General features: G+C 69.0%; 14 protein-coding genes. 3 read left to right on the plus strand and 11 right to left on the minus strand.

Annotation, left to right across the window (positions count from 1 at the left end; all coding sequences use genetic code 11):
• Positions 1-16: 16 nt before the first annotated feature.
• The 5 genes from dctP to ACEN9Q_RS10170 all read right to left on the minus strand — a co-directional run bounded on the left by dctP (position 17) and on the right by ACEN9Q_RS10170 (position 4,516).
• A complete protein-coding gene (gene dctP / locus ACEN9Q_RS10150) occupies positions 17-1,036 on the minus strand; it encodes a TRAP transporter substrate-binding protein DctP (protein ID WP_495628294.1) in 1,020 nt (339 codons plus the stop codon).
• Positions 1,037-1,443: 407 nt separating this feature from the next.
• On the minus strand, positions 1,444-2,808 hold the full coding sequence (locus ACEN9Q_RS10155) for a M28 family peptidase (RefSeq protein WP_495628295.1): 1,365 nt from the start codon (positions 2,806-2,808) through the stop codon (positions 1,444-1,446).
• A gap of 159 nt (positions 2,809-2,967) precedes the next feature.
• Complete coding sequence (locus ACEN9Q_RS10160) at positions 2,968-3,918, minus strand: alpha/beta fold hydrolase (protein WP_495628296.1); 951 nt, start codon at positions 3,916-3,918, stop codon at positions 2,968-2,970.
• Positions 3,915-4,118 carry a helix-turn-helix transcriptional regulator gene (locus tag ACEN9Q_RS10165; RefSeq protein ID WP_056446414.1) on the minus strand — a complete coding sequence of 68 codons (204 nt, stop codon included), beginning with the start codon at positions 4,116-4,118 and terminating at the stop codon, positions 3,915-3,917. The genes ACEN9Q_RS10160 and ACEN9Q_RS10165 overlap by 4 nt, the downstream gene beginning before the upstream one ends.
• Positions 4,115-4,516, minus strand: coding sequence for a hypothetical protein (locus tag ACEN9Q_RS10170; RefSeq protein ID WP_495628297.1), 402 nt, complete (start codon positions 4,514-4,516; stop codon positions 4,115-4,117). Before ACEN9Q_RS10170 ends, ACEN9Q_RS10165 begins: the two co-directional genes overlap by 4 nt.
• A gap of 142 nt (positions 4,517-4,658) precedes the next feature.
• On the opposite strand from ACEN9Q_RS10170, the gene ACEN9Q_RS10175 reads away from it, so the two are divergent.
• A complete protein-coding gene (locus ACEN9Q_RS10175) occupies positions 4,659-5,915 on the plus strand; it encodes a TIGR03862 family flavoprotein (protein ID WP_495628298.1) in 1,257 nt (418 codons plus the stop codon).
• Here the strand turns inward: ACEN9Q_RS10175 and ACEN9Q_RS10180 are convergent.
• The 6 genes from ACEN9Q_RS10180 to hpnC form a co-directional block, all read right to left on the minus strand.
• Positions 5,899-6,708 carry a head GIN domain-containing protein gene (locus ACEN9Q_RS10180; RefSeq protein WP_495628299.1) on the minus strand — a complete coding sequence of 270 codons (810 nt, stop codon included), beginning with the start codon at positions 6,706-6,708 and terminating at the stop codon, positions 5,899-5,901. The genes ACEN9Q_RS10175 and ACEN9Q_RS10180 overlap by 17 nt on opposite strands.
• 7 nt (positions 6,709-6,715) lie before the next feature.
• Positions 6,716-7,510, minus strand: a complete 795-nt coding sequence (locus ACEN9Q_RS10185; protein ID WP_495628300.1) for a DUF1700 domain-containing protein — start codon at positions 7,508-7,510, stop codon at positions 6,716-6,718.
• A 22-nt stretch (positions 7,511-7,532) separates the two neighbouring features.
• On the minus strand, positions 7,533-7,664 hold the full coding sequence (locus tag ACEN9Q_RS10190; protein WP_267874963.1) for a hypothetical protein: 132 nt from the start codon (positions 7,662-7,664) through the stop codon (positions 7,533-7,535).
• A 129-nt stretch (positions 7,665-7,793) separates the two neighbouring features.
• Positions 7,794-9,167 (minus strand): hydroxysqualene dehydroxylase HpnE, encoded by a 1,374-nt coding sequence (gene hpnE / locus ACEN9Q_RS10195; RefSeq protein WP_495628301.1) that lies wholly within the window; start codon positions 9,165-9,167, stop codon positions 7,794-7,796.
• Complete coding sequence (gene hpnD / locus ACEN9Q_RS10200; RefSeq protein ID WP_495628302.1) at positions 9,154-9,987, minus strand: presqualene diphosphate synthase HpnD; 834 nt, start codon at positions 9,985-9,987, stop codon at positions 9,154-9,156. The genes hpnE and hpnD overlap by 14 nt, the downstream gene beginning before the upstream one ends.
• A gap of 63 nt (positions 9,988-10,050) precedes the next feature.
• Complete coding sequence (hpnC, locus tag ACEN9Q_RS10205; RefSeq protein ID WP_495628303.1) at positions 10,051-10,860, minus strand: squalene synthase HpnC; 810 nt, start codon at positions 10,858-10,860, stop codon at positions 10,051-10,053.
• Between the two features lie 120 nt (positions 10,861-10,980).
• On the opposite strand from hpnC, the gene ACEN9Q_RS10210 reads away from it, so the two are divergent.
• Complete coding sequence (locus ACEN9Q_RS10210; protein WP_082548188.1) at positions 10,981-12,186, plus strand: efflux RND transporter periplasmic adaptor subunit; 1,206 nt, start codon at positions 10,981-10,983, stop codon at positions 12,184-12,186.
• Positions 12,183-15,266: an efflux RND transporter permease subunit gene (locus ACEN9Q_RS10215; RefSeq protein WP_495628304.1), complete on the plus strand. Its 3,084-nt coding sequence runs from the start codon at positions 12,183-12,185 to the stop codon at positions 15,264-15,266. The genes ACEN9Q_RS10210 and ACEN9Q_RS10215 overlap by 4 nt, the downstream gene beginning before the upstream one ends.
• Positions 15,267-15,365 lie beyond the last annotated feature (99 nt).

Raw genomic sequence — 15,365 nt, forward strand, 5'->3', positions numbered from 1 at the left:
CGAGTGACGTTGTCGATCAGACGATCGTCTTCTCCGCCAGCGCCAGCAGCTTCGCGCAATCCGCATTGCGCTCGGCGTAGTCGCGCCACGCGGTCGCGCGCGCGAGGTCCTGCCACTTGCGCAGCGAGTCGCCGTTCAGGTCCACCGTGCGGCCGCCGGCGCCCTGGAACAGCGCGGCCACGGCCGCATCGTCCATCTGGGCCGATTTGCGCGCGAACGCTTCCAGGTCGGCGCCCACCGAGAGCAGCACGGCCTGCTGGTCGCGCGGCAGCCGGTCGAAGGCGGCGCGCGACATGATCAGGGGCTCCAGCATGAACCAGTAGGTGCCGCCGCGCGCCGTCGTGACGGACTTGCTGACTTCGTCCAGGCGGAACGAGATCAGCGACGAGGACGACGTCATGGCCGCGTCGAGCTGGCCTTTTTCGAGCGCGCCGCGGATGTCGTTCGACGGCATCGACACGACGTTGGCGCCAGCTTCCTTGAGGATCATGTCCATTTCGGGCGAGCCGCCGCGCACCCGGAGGCCCGCCGCGTCTTCCGGGTCGACGATCGGCTTGCCGCGCGACGCCATGCCGCCCGCCTGCCAGATCCAGCTCAGCAGGATGAGGCCCTTGTCGGCCAGCACCCGCTTGAATTCCGTGCCGATTTCTTCGTTTTTCCAGGCATAGCCCTGTTCGTACGACGTGACGAGGCCCGGCATGAGGCCGATGTTCACTTCGGGCAGGTCGGCGCCGGCGTACGACAGCGGCACGAGCGAGATGTCGAGCGCGCCTTTCGCCAGCGCGGGAATCTGGGCTTCGCTCTTCATCAGCGAGGAGTGCGGGTAGATCGAGAATTTGACGCGTCCCTTGGTCCGCCGTTCCGTCTCGGTGGCGAACATGCGGCACAGGCGGTCGCGGAAATCGCCTTCGGCCACGCTGCCACCGGGGAATTGATGGGAAATCTTGAGATTCGTGGGCTGGGCCCATGCAGCGTGCAGCAAGAGCGGGCTGGCCGCGATTCCGACCAGCAATGTCCTACGCGTCAATACCGACATAAACATCCTCCAAGATGATATTACGGACTACCGGACGAATCGTGGACCCCTCTTGACGACCGCCTGAGGCGTACATCGTTCGCGATTTCACATTATGTTGTGCGTATAAGAATAGGCTCAGCCGTAGGCTTGTCAAGAAAATATTGCAATAAAAAACCGTGCGTCGCAGCATAAAAAATGCAGGAAGAATCAAGCGGCCAGGGAGGCAGTATCGCGCGCGGGAGTCGCTGCTCCTTGCGCTGGATCTGATGTGCGCCCGGTTCGCGTTTGCTGCGGCGCCGCGAATCTCGCGGCCGTCACCGGGCGATCGTTAGCGTTTTTTGACAGATCATGCACGGCGGGGCAGGGAGCCGGGGCGGCGCGGTGCCGCCCGGCATGCGCCCCGCATGGCACGGGGCGCGGCGCGGTCAGCGCGCGGGGAGCGGATACGTGGCCGGACTGACGTTGCCGTCCTTGTCGACGGCCTGCACGCCGAACAGCAGATTGTCCTTCGACAGGTCGAGGCGGTAGTTCGTCACGTTGCCGACGAACTTCGCGCCCTGCCAGAGCGGGGCCGTCGTGTCGCGCCACACGATGCGGTAGCCGGCCAGGTCCGGCTCCGTGTTCGCCTTCCACGCGAGGTCGGTGCCGTTGTCCAGGTTCGCCGTCCTGACCCTGACCTCCTGCGGCGCGGCCGGCGCCAGCGCGAGCGCGGCGAGCGACGCGGCGTTCACGCGCGCCACCTGCGCCACGTAGTCCGGATCGACGTACTCGGGCAGGTCGCCGATCTTCTTGCCGTTTTCCGTGCGCAGGTCCTGGTGCTGGTGATTGAAGTCTTCGTGCGGTTCCGTGAAGCGCACGGCCGCGTAGCCGGCGTCCAGGAACGGGCTGTGGTCGCCGCCGCGCAGGTAGCGGTCGCGCCGGTAGATGATATTCACCTTGAAGCCGGGGACGTAGCGCTCGCCCGTTTCCTTGACGTGGCGCGCGAGCTGGCGCGTGATCGAGTCGTTTTCGCCGCCGGTCTGGAGCAACGTGCGCAGCGCCGGCGTCGTTTCCTTCACGGGCGGCACGCCTTCCGCGAACAGGCGCACCTCGGCGTTATCCAGCTTGCCGTGTTCGTCGTGCGAGCTGCCGATGATGTCGTTGTTCAGCATGCCGGCGATGTTCATCCCGGCCGCCCTGGCCTTGGCCGCATAGTCGCCGGAGCCGTACAGGCCCTGTTCCTCCGCCGCGACCGTCATGAACACGAGCGACGCGTCGAATGCGTGGCGCGCCATCACGCAGGCCATTTCGATGACGGCGGCCGTGCCCGACGCATCGTCGTTCGCGCCGGGCGCGTCGGCCGTGGCGTTCATCACGTCGGTCACGCGCGAATCGTAATGGCCGCTGACGACGTAGTAGCGGTCCTTCGACGCCGCCTGTGTGCCCGGCAGCGTGGCCACCACGTTGACGATCTCGGTCGGCCGCGTGATCCGCTTGTCGACGGGGTGCACGTGGCTCTGGAACTGCACGTCCAGCCGGCCGGCGCCGCAGCGTTCCAGCTCGGACTTGATCCAGCGCCGCGCCGCGCCGATGCCGCGCGTGTCCGACGCGGTCCCGGACATCGTGTGGCGCGTGCCGAAGCCGACCAGCTTGTCGACGTAGGCGTGGATCCGCTGCGGCGAGATCTCGCGCACGATCGCGTCGATCTCGGCCTGGCGCGCGGGCAGGGCCGCGTCCGCGGGCGCCGCGGCCTGCGCGCCGGCGCCGGCCAGCAACAGGATGGGGAAAGTGGTCTTGAGTACGGGATGCATGGGACTCCTTGGGCTGACGAATCGGCGCCGCGGATCGCGCGGTCCGGCTGTTGTTGTGCATGCGGCGCGTGCGGGATGCGCCGCGGCCGCCGGGATGCACTGTACCGGACGGCGGCGGCGCGGGGAAGCTTTACGCCGCGCGCCGCCGCCGTGCGTGTGTCACAAGGTTCCGAGGAAGGTGCGGATCGCGGCGATGACGGCGTCGGGCTGGTCGAACATCGCGAAATGGCGGGCCGGCGCCACGATCGCGACCTGCAGCCTCGGCGTGCCGTCCATCAGCGCGCGGTAGTAGTCCGCCTTGCCGGCGGGCGTCAAGCCCTGCTGCGCGCTGTCCAGGTCCAGGTAAGGCACGATGGCCAGCACCGGCGCCTGGATGGCCTTCAGGCCGGGCCGCAGGTCCAGCGTCAGCACGTCCGCGGCCCAGGCGCCGACGGAGGCGGGATCGCTGCGCGCCGTCAGCTGCGCCAGCGCGTCGGCCCGGGACATGTCCAGCACGCCGATCGTCCGCATGTAGGCTTGCTGCTGCTGGGCGAACAGGTCCGGCGGCTGCTTGCCGATCTGGGCGCGCGTGCGCTCGGCGAACTGCGCGCGCTGTTCGGGCGGCAGGTCTTCCGTGCCGGGCATCACGGGCAGGCCGTCGATGCTGACGATGCCGCCCACGAGCGCCGGATTGTCCTCGGCCACGGCGAGGGCCAGGATGCCGCCCAGGCTGTGGCCCACGATGACCGGTCTGTCGAGGCGGCGGCGCGCGATCAGTTCCTCGACCGCGGCGCGCGCCGCCGCGAACGGCGCCGGTCCGGCCTTTGGCCTGCCGTCGAAGCCGGGCAAGGTCAGCACGTAGACGGCGTGGTCGGAAGAGAAGGCGCGGATGGTGTCTTGCCACACCCAGCTGCCGCTCGCGAGGCCCGGGATCAGGATCAGCGGCCGGCCCTTGTCGCCATGGCGTTCGACGAGCACGCCGGCCACCTCGAAACGTTCGGCCGGCGCGAGGGCGGCGGCGTAGCGGTTCGGTTCCGGGGCCGCATCGGCGGCGCGGCTCGTGGGGAGGGCGCCGCCGACGAGGGCGGCGAAAACGGCGGCGAGTGCGGCTTTGTTGCGAAGGCGGGTCATGCGGTCTCCTGGTCGGGGAAGAAAATGGTTTCGATCGTTTGTCCGAACAGCCTGGCCAGCGCGAACGCCAGCGGCAGGCTCGGGTCGTAGCGTCCCGTCTCGATGGCGATGACGGTCTGGCGCGAGACGTCCAGCAGCTCGGCCAGGTGCGCCTGGCTCCAGCCGCGCGTCGCGCGCAGGTCGCGGATGGCGTTCTTCATGGTTCGACGGTGCGGCGGGCGACGAGGCCGCGCACGATGTTGACGAGGCCCCAGCTCGCGCCCATCACGATCCACACGCTGAACATCGACAGGCGGGGGAAGCCGGCCGTCTCCAGGAAGCCGTAGCTGAACGTGACGGCGGCCGTGATGGCGAAGGCGAGGGCGACGCCTTCCAGCAGGCGCAGGCGCTGGTATTCGTCGATGCGCGCGACGTGGCGCGCGATGGCGCGGATCATCAGGCCGAAGCCGATCATGGGCAGCAGCAGGACGATGGTGCGCAGCGGTCCGTCGGCCAGCGGCCGGCCGTAGCGGATGGAACCTGCCAGCAGCACGACATACACGGCGATCGCCGTCCACAACTCGAACCGGTAAGCCCGGGCCACGCGTTTCTCGTGCATCGCACACCTCCTTTTGATAGAACATCATGTAAAGTATGCTTTACATCGTAGACGTGCCCCGGGCCGATGTCAAGTTTCCTTTACATCCTTTTTCGGCGCCCGTTCGACTACAATGCTCGCCTCCGTTTTCCTTGATGCCGCCATGTCCGAGTCCCGCACCGAAGCACGTTCCCGCCACGCCATCGTCATCGGCGGCGGCCCCGCCGGCCTGATGGCGGCCGAAGTGCTGGCCGCAGGCGGCGCGCGGGTCGACCTGTACGACGCGATGCCGTCCGTCGGCCGCAAATTCCTCCTGGCCGGCAAGGGCGGCATGAACATCACGCACGCGGAAGGCTACGATGCGTTCGTCGCCCGCTACGGTGTGCGCGCCGGCGCCGTGCAAGCCTGGCTGGATGCGTTCCCGCCCGAGCAGGTGCGGGCGTGGATCCACGGCCTCGGGATCGATACCTTCGTCGGCACGTCCGGCCGCGTGTTCCCGGCCGACATGAAGGCGGCGCCGCTGCTGCGCGCGTGGCTGCACCGGCTGCGCGAAACCGGCGTCGCGTTCCACATGCGGCACCGGTGGCTGGGCTGGCGCGATGGCGGACTCCTGTTCGCCACGCCCGAGGGCGAGTCGGTCGTGGACACGGCGGGCGCCGCGACCGTGCTGGCGCTGGGCGGCGCGAGCTGGGCGCGGCTCGGGTCCGATGGCGCCTGGGCGCCGCTGCTGACGCAACGCGGCGTCGAGGTGGCGCCGCTGGTGCCGTCCAACTGCGGCTTCGATGCCGACTGGAGCGCGCACTTCGCGGAGCGCCATGCGGGCAGTCCGCTGACCACTGTGGCGCTGGCGCTGGAGGGCGACGCGTTCCGCAAGGGACAGTTCGTCGTGACGAAGACGGGCATCGAAGGGAGCCTCGTGTACGCGCTGTCGGCACCGATCCGCGACCGCATCGCGCGCGACGGCCGCGCGACCGTCCTGCTGGACCTGTTGCCCGACCACGATCCGCGGCGCGTGCTCGACGAGGTCGCGCGCCCGCGCGGGACGCGCTCGATGGCCAGCCATCTGCAGAGCCGCCTGGGCATCAAGGGCGTGAAATCGGGCCTGCTGCACGAGTGCCTGAGCAAGGCCGACTACGCGGACCCGGCGAAGCTGGCGCGGGCGTTGAAGGCCTTGCCGCTCGTGCTGGCGCGCCCGCGTCCGATCGACGAGGCGATCAGCAGCGCGGGCGGTGTGCGCTTGGAGGCACTGGAGGGCGGGACCATGTTGCGCGGCGTGCCCGGCGTGTTCGTGGCCGGCGAGATGGTCGACTGGGAAGCGCCGACCGGGGGTTATCTGCTGACGGCCTGTTTCGGCAGCGGACGCGCGGCGGGGCGGGCGGCGCTGGGCTGGCTCGATCAAGACGTCAATCGTCGAAACTGACCGACCCGCTCCCCTTCCGGCTGACCGAGCGTTCGTCCGGATTGCCGTACACGCGCGCTTCGCCGCTGCCGGACAATTCGACGTGCAGGCGCTTGCGGGCATACACGGCGCTGTCGCCGGAACCCTGTTGCAGCAGGTCGACCTCGTCGGCGCGCAGGTGGCGCGCGTCCAGGTCGCCCGAGCCGCGCGACTCGGCGTGCAGTTCGCGGCTCGAGCCCACGAGCGTGAGGCGTCCCGTGCCGATCACGGCGGCATCGACCGTGTCGCTCGTGCCGCCCGTCAGTTCGAGGTCGCCGCTGCCGCGCAGGGCGGCCATGATTTCGCGGTAGCGGCCGTTGAACCGCATATTGCCGGAACCGTCCAGCGCCACGTCCAGGTGGTCGCCGGCGAAGCCGCTGACGGTGTGCTCGCCGCTGCCGTTGACGCTCAGCGATTCCAGCGTCGGCAGCGTGACCGTCACCTCGATCGGCGTGCGGTGGCGCAGCAGGATGCCGCGCGGGCCGATGCGCAGCACGTCGCCGTCGATGCTCGTGTCGATGTTCGCCAGCAGCCGCTGTTCGCCGCGCACTTCGAGCGAAGGCGTCGCGCCCTGGCGCAGCGTGAGGTTGAGGGGGCCGGAGAGGTCGACCTTGGCGACGGCCTTGTCGAACGGGCGGCGTTCGGTGGCGACGAGGCGGCTGCCCGGGGTCGACGGGCCGTTCGTGCCGTGGGCGCGCAGCATGCTGTACGACACGCCGATCAGCAGGAACGCGAGGACCAGGAGGCTGAAACCGATCTTGAGCAAAGCGCGCATCGTGTCCTCAGCTTCCCCTGAGCAGGGATCGGTTCATCTGGACGTAGCGCTTCAGGCCGATGAAGGTATAGCGCGTCACGACGAGGGACAACAGGAACAGCGCGATCCCGCCCAGCACGAGGCCGCAGCCGAACAGGGTCTGCGTCGTGCGCGATTCCGCGTCCATGTCGGTGCTGATGCGCAGCGTGCTGTCCGCGAGTGCCTCGGCGCTGCGCAGGGCGCGCGAGTGCGCGCGCCCGTGGCCGGCGCCTGCATCGGCCGTGTCGTCGGGCGGCAGCGGGTCGGCGACCTGCGGCCGCTCCTCCTTGACGAGGATGCCGCGGTCGCCGATCTCGACGCGCATCTGGCGCCCGCGCCCGTCGTCGTCGATGGTGACGAAGCGGCTCGGCCAGTCCAGCACGAGTTCATTGGCGCCCGCGAGGCCGCTGGCGGTGGTGGCGATGCCGGCCAGGTAGAACGTCAGCGCGCATACGTACAGGCAGAGCAGCAGCGCCGAATAGACCAGCGCCGGCACGAGCATGAACAGGTTGAAGATGGCCAACCCGACAGCCGACACCATCAGGCGCAGCAGGTTGGCGGGGTTCTTCTTGGTGCTGAACGCGTCCAGGTGCGCGTTCGCGCGCAGGGTCATGGCGATCTTTTTCGGGTCGTCGAGCTCGCGCGCCACGTCCGGCTCGCCCTGTCCGGCGGCGACGCCGTCCACGAAGCGCTGTTCGTAATAGGCCAGCGTCCTGGCCTGCACGTCGGGCGGCAGGCCGAGCATGGCCCGCTTGAGCGCCTCGAGGTATTCCAGTTTGCCCATCAGGACTCCTTCCGGGGCGATATCAGCCGCGGCCGAACGACAGCATGGCGTTCAGCGCCGGACTGGCCGCCGCGCCGGGGTGCACCAGAATGATCGTCGCGGCCGCCACGACGGCCAGCAGGGCAAGGGTACGCAAGCCGAGATGGATGTTCATTTGCATTTCCGCCAACACTCGTTTCGATGCTGCCACTGTACGGAGCGCGGGCGGCGCGCGCCACCGCTGTGCGACAGGCTGCGGATTTCGCGGGGCAGGGCGCACCCCGGCGCGACGATCGGCGCGCCGTCATCGCGGCGTCGTCCCCGTCATGACGCTGGCCGCGGCGACGCCGCTGCGCACGGCCGCTTCCAGCGTGGCGGGATAGTCGGATGCCGTGTAGTCGCCGGCCAGCGCCAGGCCTGGCAGGGCGGTCGCGTTGGCCGGACGGGCCAGGGCGGGCGAGCAGGCGAACGTGGCGCGTTTTTCCGTGATCGTCCGGCTCCACAGCGGCGCTGCGAGCGCCGGTTGCCCGAACGATGCGGCCAGCTGCGCGGCGACGGCGGCGGCCAGCGCCTCCTGGCCGATGGCGCCGGCGGGGTCCGCGCCGCTGATCACGACGGCCAGCAGGCCATCCTGGCCGGGATCGAGCTGGCCGCGGTCGAACACGAACTGGCCCCAGCGCTCGTCGAGCGGCGCATCGGCCAGCGCACAAAAGGGCAAGGGCAGGCGCACGCCGGGCGCGTACTGCAGGTAGACGGTGGCGATGGGTTCGTAGGCCAGCGCATCCAGTTGCGCCACGACGCCGGCCGCGCCATCCAGGGGCCGCAGCAGCGCCGCCGCCTGCCACGGCGGGGCCGCGAGGACGACGCCGTCGAACGCATGGTGATCGACGCCGGAACGCAGGCGCCATGCGCCGCCGTCAGGTTCCAGCGCGTCGATGCGGGCGCCCGTGCGCACGGCGGCGCCGCGGCCATCGAGGTGGCGGCGGGCCGCTTCCGGGAACACGGCGTCGAGCAGCACGCGCGGGATCAGCATGTCGGACGCGGCGCGGTGCGCACCGAGGCTGTCGCGCAGCACCGCCAGGAACACTTGGGCGGACGCCCGCTCGGGCGGCGTGTTCAGCGCGGCCAGGCACAGGGGGCGCCACATCAGGCGCTCGAGGCGCGGTGTCTGGTCGAAGCGCGCCAGCAGTTCCGCCACGCTGCAGTCGGTGTACAGCTGCCAGCCCATCCAGCGGGCGCTGGTCGTGAAGCGGGCGAGGGCCAGCTTGTCGTGCCGGTCCAGGCCGCGCGCCCGCAGCAGCGCGACGAGCATGTGCAGCGGCGCCGGCAGGCGCGGGGCGACGAAGTCCATGCCGTCGTCCGCCGCGGGATAGCGCATCTGCAGCGGCAGCCGCAGCATGGCCTGGTCCGGGTCGACGCCGACGCGGCGCATCAGGCGCAGCGTGTCGGCGTAGGCGCCCAGCATGATGTGCTGGCCGTTGTCGAGCAGGCGCCCGTTCGTCTCGATGGCGCGCGCGCGGCCGCCCAGGGTGCGCGCGGCTTCGAACAGCGTGACGTCGCAGCCGGCGTCCAGCAGCGCGACGGCCGCCGCGCAGCCTGCCCAGCCGCCGCCGACGACGGCGATCCGACGGCCGGCGGCCGGGCGACTTGCGTCCCGGCGGTTTTCAGCCGCGGACATACGTCTTCCAGGCCAGCCACAGCTTGCGCAGCGGTGTCAGGGAGATCTTCTGGTTGAGGACGTGGAAGCCGTCGCGCTCGATCTCGCCGAGCAGCGTGCGGTAGATGGCGGCCATCATGAGGCCCGGGCGCTGGGCGCGCCGGTCCGCCCTGGGCAGCAGCGCGAAGGCTTCGTCGTACAGGCCCTGGGCGCGGTCGGCCTGGAACTTCATCAGCGCCTCGAATTTTTCGCTGTGGCGCGCGTTCAGCAGGTCGGCGGCAGTCACGTTGAACTGCTGCAGTTCGCTGATCGGCAGGTAGATGCGGCCCTTGCGCGCGTCTTCGCCCACGTCGCGGATGATGTTCGTGAGCTGGAAGGCGAGGCCCAGCGTTTCCGCATATTGCAGAGTCTGCGGATTCGTCACGCCGAAGATGCTGGCCGACAGGATCCCGACGACGCCCGCCACGTGCCAGCAGTATTTCTTGAGGTTCGGATAGTCGAGGTAGCGCGACTGGTCGAGGTCCATCTCCATGCCGTCGATGATGGCTTGCAGGTGTTCCTGTTTCAGGTCGTACGGCTGCAGGTGCGGCTGCAGCGCGAGCATCACCGGGTGCGTGGGCGTGCCCGAATACGCCTGGGCGACCTCGTTGCGCCACCAGGCGAGCTTGATGCGCGCGACCGATTGGTCGGTCGTCTCGTCGACCGTGTCGTCGACTTCCCGGCAGAACGTGTACAGCGCCGTGATCGCGCGCCGGCGTTCCGGCGGCAGGAACAGGAAGCTGTAGTAGAAGCTGGAGCCGCTTTGTGCGGTCTTTTGTTGGCAGTATTCGTCGGGGGACATATAAAAAGTGTGATTGCGCGGAGCCAGTCCGCTATCTTATCCGATGCGGCGTCAGTCGCCGCATCACATGCATATCGCGCGCCAGCCGACCGCGAGCCAGTCGAGGCGTTTCAGGCGCGGGCGGCGCCGGAACACGTCGTAGTCCGCGCGCTCGATCGCTTCCAGGATGCGCAGGCCGCCCTGCACGACCATCCGCAATTCCCAGCCGATGCGCCCCGGCAGCCGCGTGGCCAGCGGCGCGCCTTCCAGCATCAGCGCGCGCGCCCGCTCCACTTCGAAGCGCATCAGCGCGCGCCACGCCGGTCCCGTGCGGCCCTGTTCGATGGCGTCGGCCGTCACGCCGAAGCGCGCCAGATCGTCCTGCGGCAGGTAGATGCGGCCCTTGGCGATGTCGATGGCGACGTCCTGCCAGAAGTTGATGAGTTGCAGCGCCGTGCAGATCGCGTCCGACTCGCGCAGGCGCGCCGGGTCGTCGACGCGATACAGGCCCAGCATCAACCGTCCGACAGGATCGGCGGATCGTCGGCAATAATCGTGCAGTTGCGCGAAGTTTGCGTAGCGCGTCGTGACGACGTCCTGCCTGAAGGCGCTGAGCAGGTCGCGCAGCGGTTGCAGCGGCAGGCCGAATTCGGTCAGCACGTCGGCGAGGCGCCGGAACATGGGCTCGTGCTGCGGCGTGCCGGCCGCGATGGCGTCCAGCGCGGCGTCGTAGGCCTGCAGCGCGGCCAGGCGTTCGGCCGGGGCGGCGTCGCCCTCGTCGGCGAGGTCGTCGGCGCTGCGCGCGAAGGCATAGATCGCCTCCACCGCGGGCACGAGGCGGCGCGGCAGCAGGATCGAAGCGACAGGAAAATTTTCGTAATGGTCGACGGCCATGCGACTCGATAGATTGCTGACTCTAAAGTCATTTACTGGCGTTAATTGCATGATTATAATTGCTAGGTTAAATCCACGACAGTGCCTCGCCGTCCCGGCCGGGCCAGCATGAGGAAACCAATGCCTGCTTTTCTCTCGATGTCCCTGCGGCCGCGCGGCGCCGCACCGTTCGTCCTTTCCCTGACCCTCGCCGCGGCGCTGCTGGCCGGGTGTTCCCGCAACGACGCGCCGCCTGAGGACGTGCGCCCCGTGCGCGCGCTCACGCTGGCGACGGGCACGGTCGGCACGTCGGCGGAATTTTCCGGCGACGTGCGCCCGCGCTACGAATCGCGGCTCGGCTTCCGTGTGGGCGGCAAGATCAGCGCGCGCAAGGTCGACGTGGGCACGGTCGTCAAGCGCGGCCAGGTGCTGATGCAGCTGGACCCGCAAGACCTGCGCCTCGGCCAGGCCCAGGCCCAGGCCAACCTGCGCGCGGCGCAGACGAATTACGACCTGGCGCGCGCGGACCTCAAGCGCTACCAGGACCTGCGCAGCCAGAACTTCGTCGCCCAGGCGGTGCTCGACCAGAAGCTGGCGGCCGCGCATTCGGCCCAGGCGACCGTGGAAGCGGCCCGCGCGGCGTTGCGCGAACAGGCCAACCAGACCGGTTACGCCAGCCTCGAATCGGACACGGACGGCGTCGTCACCGGCATCGACGCCGAGGTCGGCCAGGTCGTGCAGGCGGGTACGCCCGTCGTGCGCGTGGCGCGGACCGACGAAAAGGAAGTGGTGATCGGCGTGCCGGAAGACCAGGTCGACGAGCTGCGCCATGTGAGCACCGTGAAGGTCAGGCTGTGGGCCGATCCGAACCGCAGCATCGACGGCAAGATCCGTGAAGTGTCGCCGGTGGCCGATCCGGCCACGCGCACCTACACGGTGAAGGTGTCGATCCCGGCGCGCGACGACATCCGCCTCGGCATGACGGCCGTGGTCCGGCTGGCCCAGGCCGGCGGCGGCGGATCGGCGATCAAGGTGCCGTTGTCGGCGCTGTACCAGAACAAGGGCGCGACCTCCGTGTGGCTGATCGAGAACGGCGCGGTGCGCCTCGTGCCAGTGCAGGTGGGCGGCGTGGACGGCAACGACGTGCTGCTGGCCGGCGGCGTGAAGCCGGGCCAGACGATCGTCACCGCGGGCGTCAACCTGCTCAAGCCGGGCCAGAAGGTCAAGGTGCTGGCGGCCGACGTGGCCCGCCGCGGCGATGCGGAGGCTGAGGCGACGGGTGTCCGGGGGACACCCGTCGGGCAAGCCGCACCGGCCGGGCAAGCCGCCGCTGGGGCAGCGAAATGAAGGGTTTCAACCTGTCGCGCTGGGCGCTGGAACACATCCCGCTGACCCGCTACCTGATCGCCGCGCTGCTCATCGGCGGCATCATCAGCTACGGCAAACTGGGCCAGGACGAGGACCCGCCGTTCACCTTCCGCGCGATGGTGATCACCGCGTACTGGCCCGGCGCCACGGCCGTGCAGATGGCCCAGCAGGTCGCGGATAAACTGGAGAGAAAGCTGCAGGAGACGCCGTACGTCGACAAGCTGCGCAGTTTTTCCAAGCCGGGCGAGACGACCATCATCCTCGAGCTGCGCGAATCGTCGCCGCCGAAGGACGTTCCCGGCATCTGGTACCAGGTGCGCAAGAAGGTCGGCGACATCGCGGGGACGCTGCCGCCGGGCGTGGTCGGGCCGTTCTTCAACGACGAATTCGGCGACACGTACGGCTCGATCTTCGCGCTGTCCGGCGACGGCTTCACGTATGCCGAGATGCGCGACTATGCCGACTTCGTGCGCCAGCAGCTGCTCGCGGTGCCGCTGGTCGCGAAGGTGGAGCAGTTCGGCGTGCAGGAAGAGAAGGTCAACATCCTGTTCTCGCAGCAGAAATTCGCGCAGCTGGGCGTGCCGTTCGAGCAGATCGTGAACCAGATCGCGACGCAGAACGGCATCGAGTCGGCCGGTGTGCTCGTCACGCCGATGGAGAACCTGCAGGTGCGCGTGACGGGCGGCCTGAAGACCATCAAGCAGCTGGAAGACCTGAGCCTGCGCGCAGGGAACACGACGTTCCGCCTCGGTGACTTCGCCACCATCCAGCGCGCGTACGCCGACCCGCCGCACGACAAGATGCGCTTCAACGGCAAGGAAGTCATCGGCCTGGGCGTGTCGATGGAAAAGGGCGGCAATATCATCGAGCTGGGCAAGGGCCTGGAAAAGACGGTGGAGCACATCAAGAGCCAGCTCCCGGTCGGCATCGAACTGGAACGCGTGTCGAACCAGCCGGCGGCCGTCAAGGCTTCCGTCGGCGAATTCATGAGCAGCCTGATCGAGGCGATCGTCATCGTGCTCGGCGTGTCGTTCGTCGCGCTCGGCCTGCACCAGAAGCCGAAACTGCGGCTGGACGTGCGGCCCGGCCTCGTCGTGGCGCTGACGATCCCGCTGGTGCTGGCGATCACGTTCCTGTTCATGCGCGTATTCGACATCTCGCTGCACAAGATCTCGCTGGGCGCCCTGATCATCGCGCTCGGCCTGCTCGTGGACGACGCCATCATCGCCGTCGAGATGATGGTGCGGAAGATGGAGGAGGGCATGTCGCGCTTCGACGCGGCCACGTTCGCGTACACGTCGACCGCGTTCCCGATGCTGACGGGGACCCTGATCACGGCGGCGGGCTTCCTGCCGATCGGCCTGGCGAAATCGGCGGCCGGCGAGTACACGTTCGCGATGTTTTCCGTGAACGCGATCGCGCTCGTCGTGTCGTGGGTCGTCGCCGTCACGTTCACGCCGTACATCGGCTTCATCCTGCTGCGCGTGCAGCCGCACGGCCACGGCCACCACGACGTGTACGACACGCCGCTGTATGTGCGCTTCCGCCGCCTCGTCGACCGCTGCGTGGAATGGCGCATGACGACCATCGCGCTGTCGCTGGCCGTGTTCCTGCTGGGCGTGTTCGGCTTCAAGTTCATCGAAAAGCAGTTCTTCCCGGATTCCAGCCGCCCCGAGCTGATGGTGGAGATGTGGACGCCGGAAGGCACCAGCTTCGCCGTCAACGAGGCGCTGGCGAAGAAGTTCGAGCGCTTCGCGCGCGCGCAGCCGGAGACGGACAGCGTGACGTCGTACATCGGCACCGGCAGCCCGCGCTTCTACCTGCCGCTGGACCAGATCTTCCCCGCGTCGAACGTGTCGCAGTTCGTCGTGCTGCCGAAGACGGTCGCCCAGCGCGAAGCCCTGCGCCACAAGATCGAGAACCTGTTCAAGACCGATTTCCCGGAAGTGCGCGGGCGCGTGAAACTGCTGCCGAACGGCCCGCCCGTGCCGTATCCCGTCCAGTTCCAGGTGATGGGGCCCGACATCGGCGTCGTGCGCAAGGTCGCGGACCAGGTGAAGGAGATCATGATCGCCAATCCGAACACGGTGGGCGTCAACGACAACTGGAACGAATCCGTGAAAGTGCTGCGCCTCGACCTCGACCAGGACAAGCTGCGCGCGCTGGGCGTGACGTCGCAGGCGGTGCGGCGCACGGTCGCCACCGTGCTGTCGGGGACGACGGTGGGCCAGTTCCGCGAGAGTAACCGCCTGATCGACATCGTCGTGCGCCAGCCGCTGAACGAGCGCTCGAGCATGTCCGTGCTGGCGAACACGAACGTGGCGACGCCGTCAGGCAAGGCCGTGCCGCTGTCGCAGCTCGCGCGCATCGAGTTCGTGTGGGAGCCGGGCGTCGTGCAGCGCTATGGGCGCGAGTGGGCGATCATGGTCCAGTCCGACGTCGTCGAGGGCGTGCAGGGGCCGACCGTGTCCGACCAGGTCGGCGCGAAGCTGGCGGCGCTGCGCGCGAAGCTGCCGGCCGGCTACCGCATCAAGCTCGAAGGCGCGGCGGCGAACAGTTCGACGGCGGAGGACTCGATTGCCGCCAACGTGCCGCTCGTGCTGTTCATCGTGTTCACCCTCCTGATGCTGCAGCTGCACAGCTTCTCGCGCGCCGTGATGGTCTTCCTCACGGGCCCGCTGGGCATCGCCGGCGCGGCGATGGCGCTGCTGGTGTCGCACGAGCCGTTCGGCTTCGTCGCCAACCTCGGCGTGATCGCGCTGTTCGGCATGGTGGTGCGCAATTCGGTGATCCTCGTCGACCAGATCGAGAAGGACATCGCGGCCGGGCACGCACCGTGGGATGCGATCGTCGAGAGCGCCGTGCGGCGCTGCCGGCCGATCCTGCTGACGGCGGCCGCGGCGGCGCTGGCGATGATTCCGCTGTCGCGCTCGGTGTTCTGGGGGCCGATGGCGGTGGCGATCATGGGCGGGCTGCTGGTGGCGACCGCGCTCACGCTGCTGTTCCTGCCGGCGCTGTATGCGGCATGGTTCCGCGTGAAGCGGCCGGTGCCCGCGTAGGGTGGGCACCCTGTGCCCACGCGTTACACCGGCATGACGCAAACGCCGGCGTGACGCAATCGTTTCCGTGGGCTCGGGGAGCCCACCCTACGTAAATCC

The sequence above is a fragment of the Massilia sp. Masssp93 genome (assembly GCF_059491295.1).

Bases quoted from the DNA above. Each gene is read 5' to 3' on its own strand.
- dctP (WP_495628294.1), bottom strand. From the start codon at position 1,036: ATGTCGGTATTGACGCGTAGGACATTGCTGGTCGGAATCGCGGCCAGC.
- ACEN9Q_RS10155 (WP_495628295.1), bottom strand. From the start codon at position 2,808: ATGCATCCCGTACTCAAGACCACTTTCCCCATCCTGTTGCTGGCCGGC.
- ACEN9Q_RS10160 (WP_495628296.1), bottom strand. From the start codon at position 3,918: ATGACCCGCCTTCGCAACAAAGCCGCACTCGCCGCCGTTTTCGCCGCC.
- ACEN9Q_RS10165 (WP_056446414.1), bottom strand. From the start codon at position 4,118: ATGAAGAACGCCATCCGCGACCTGCGCGCGACGCGCGGCTGGAGCCAG.
- ACEN9Q_RS10170 (WP_495628297.1), bottom strand. From the start codon at position 4,516: ATGCACGAGAAACGCGTGGCCCGGGCTTACCGGTTCGAGTTGTGGACG.
- ACEN9Q_RS10175 (WP_495628298.1), top strand. From the start codon at position 4,659: ATGTCCGAGTCCCGCACCGAAGCACGTTCCCGCCACGCCATCGTCATC.
- ACEN9Q_RS10180 (WP_495628299.1), bottom strand. From the start codon at position 6,708: ATGCGCGCTTTGCTCAAGATCGGTTTCAGCCTCCTGGTCCTCGCGTTC.
- ACEN9Q_RS10185 (WP_495628300.1), bottom strand. From the start codon at position 7,510: ATGGGCAAACTGGAATACCTCGAGGCGCTCAAGCGGGCCATGCTCGGC.
- ACEN9Q_RS10190 (WP_267874963.1), bottom strand. From the start codon at position 7,664: ATGAACATCCATCTCGGCTTGCGTACCCTTGCCCTGCTGGCCGTCGTG.
- hpnE (WP_495628301.1), bottom strand. From the start codon at position 9,167: ATGTCCGCGGCTGAAAACCGCCGGGACGCAAGTCGCCCGGCCGCCGGC.
- hpnD (WP_495628302.1), bottom strand. From the start codon at position 9,987: ATGTCCCCCGACGAATACTGCCAACAAAAGACCGCACAAAGCGGCTCC.
- hpnC (WP_495628303.1), bottom strand. From the start codon at position 10,860: ATGGCCGTCGACCATTACGAAAATTTTCCTGTCGCTTCGATCCTGCTG.
- ACEN9Q_RS10210 (WP_082548188.1), top strand. From the start codon at position 10,981: ATGCCTGCTTTTCTCTCGATGTCCCTGCGGCCGCGCGGCGCCGCACCG.
- ACEN9Q_RS10215 (WP_495628304.1), top strand. From the start codon at position 12,183: ATGAAGGGTTTCAACCTGTCGCGCTGGGCGCTGGAACACATCCCGCTG.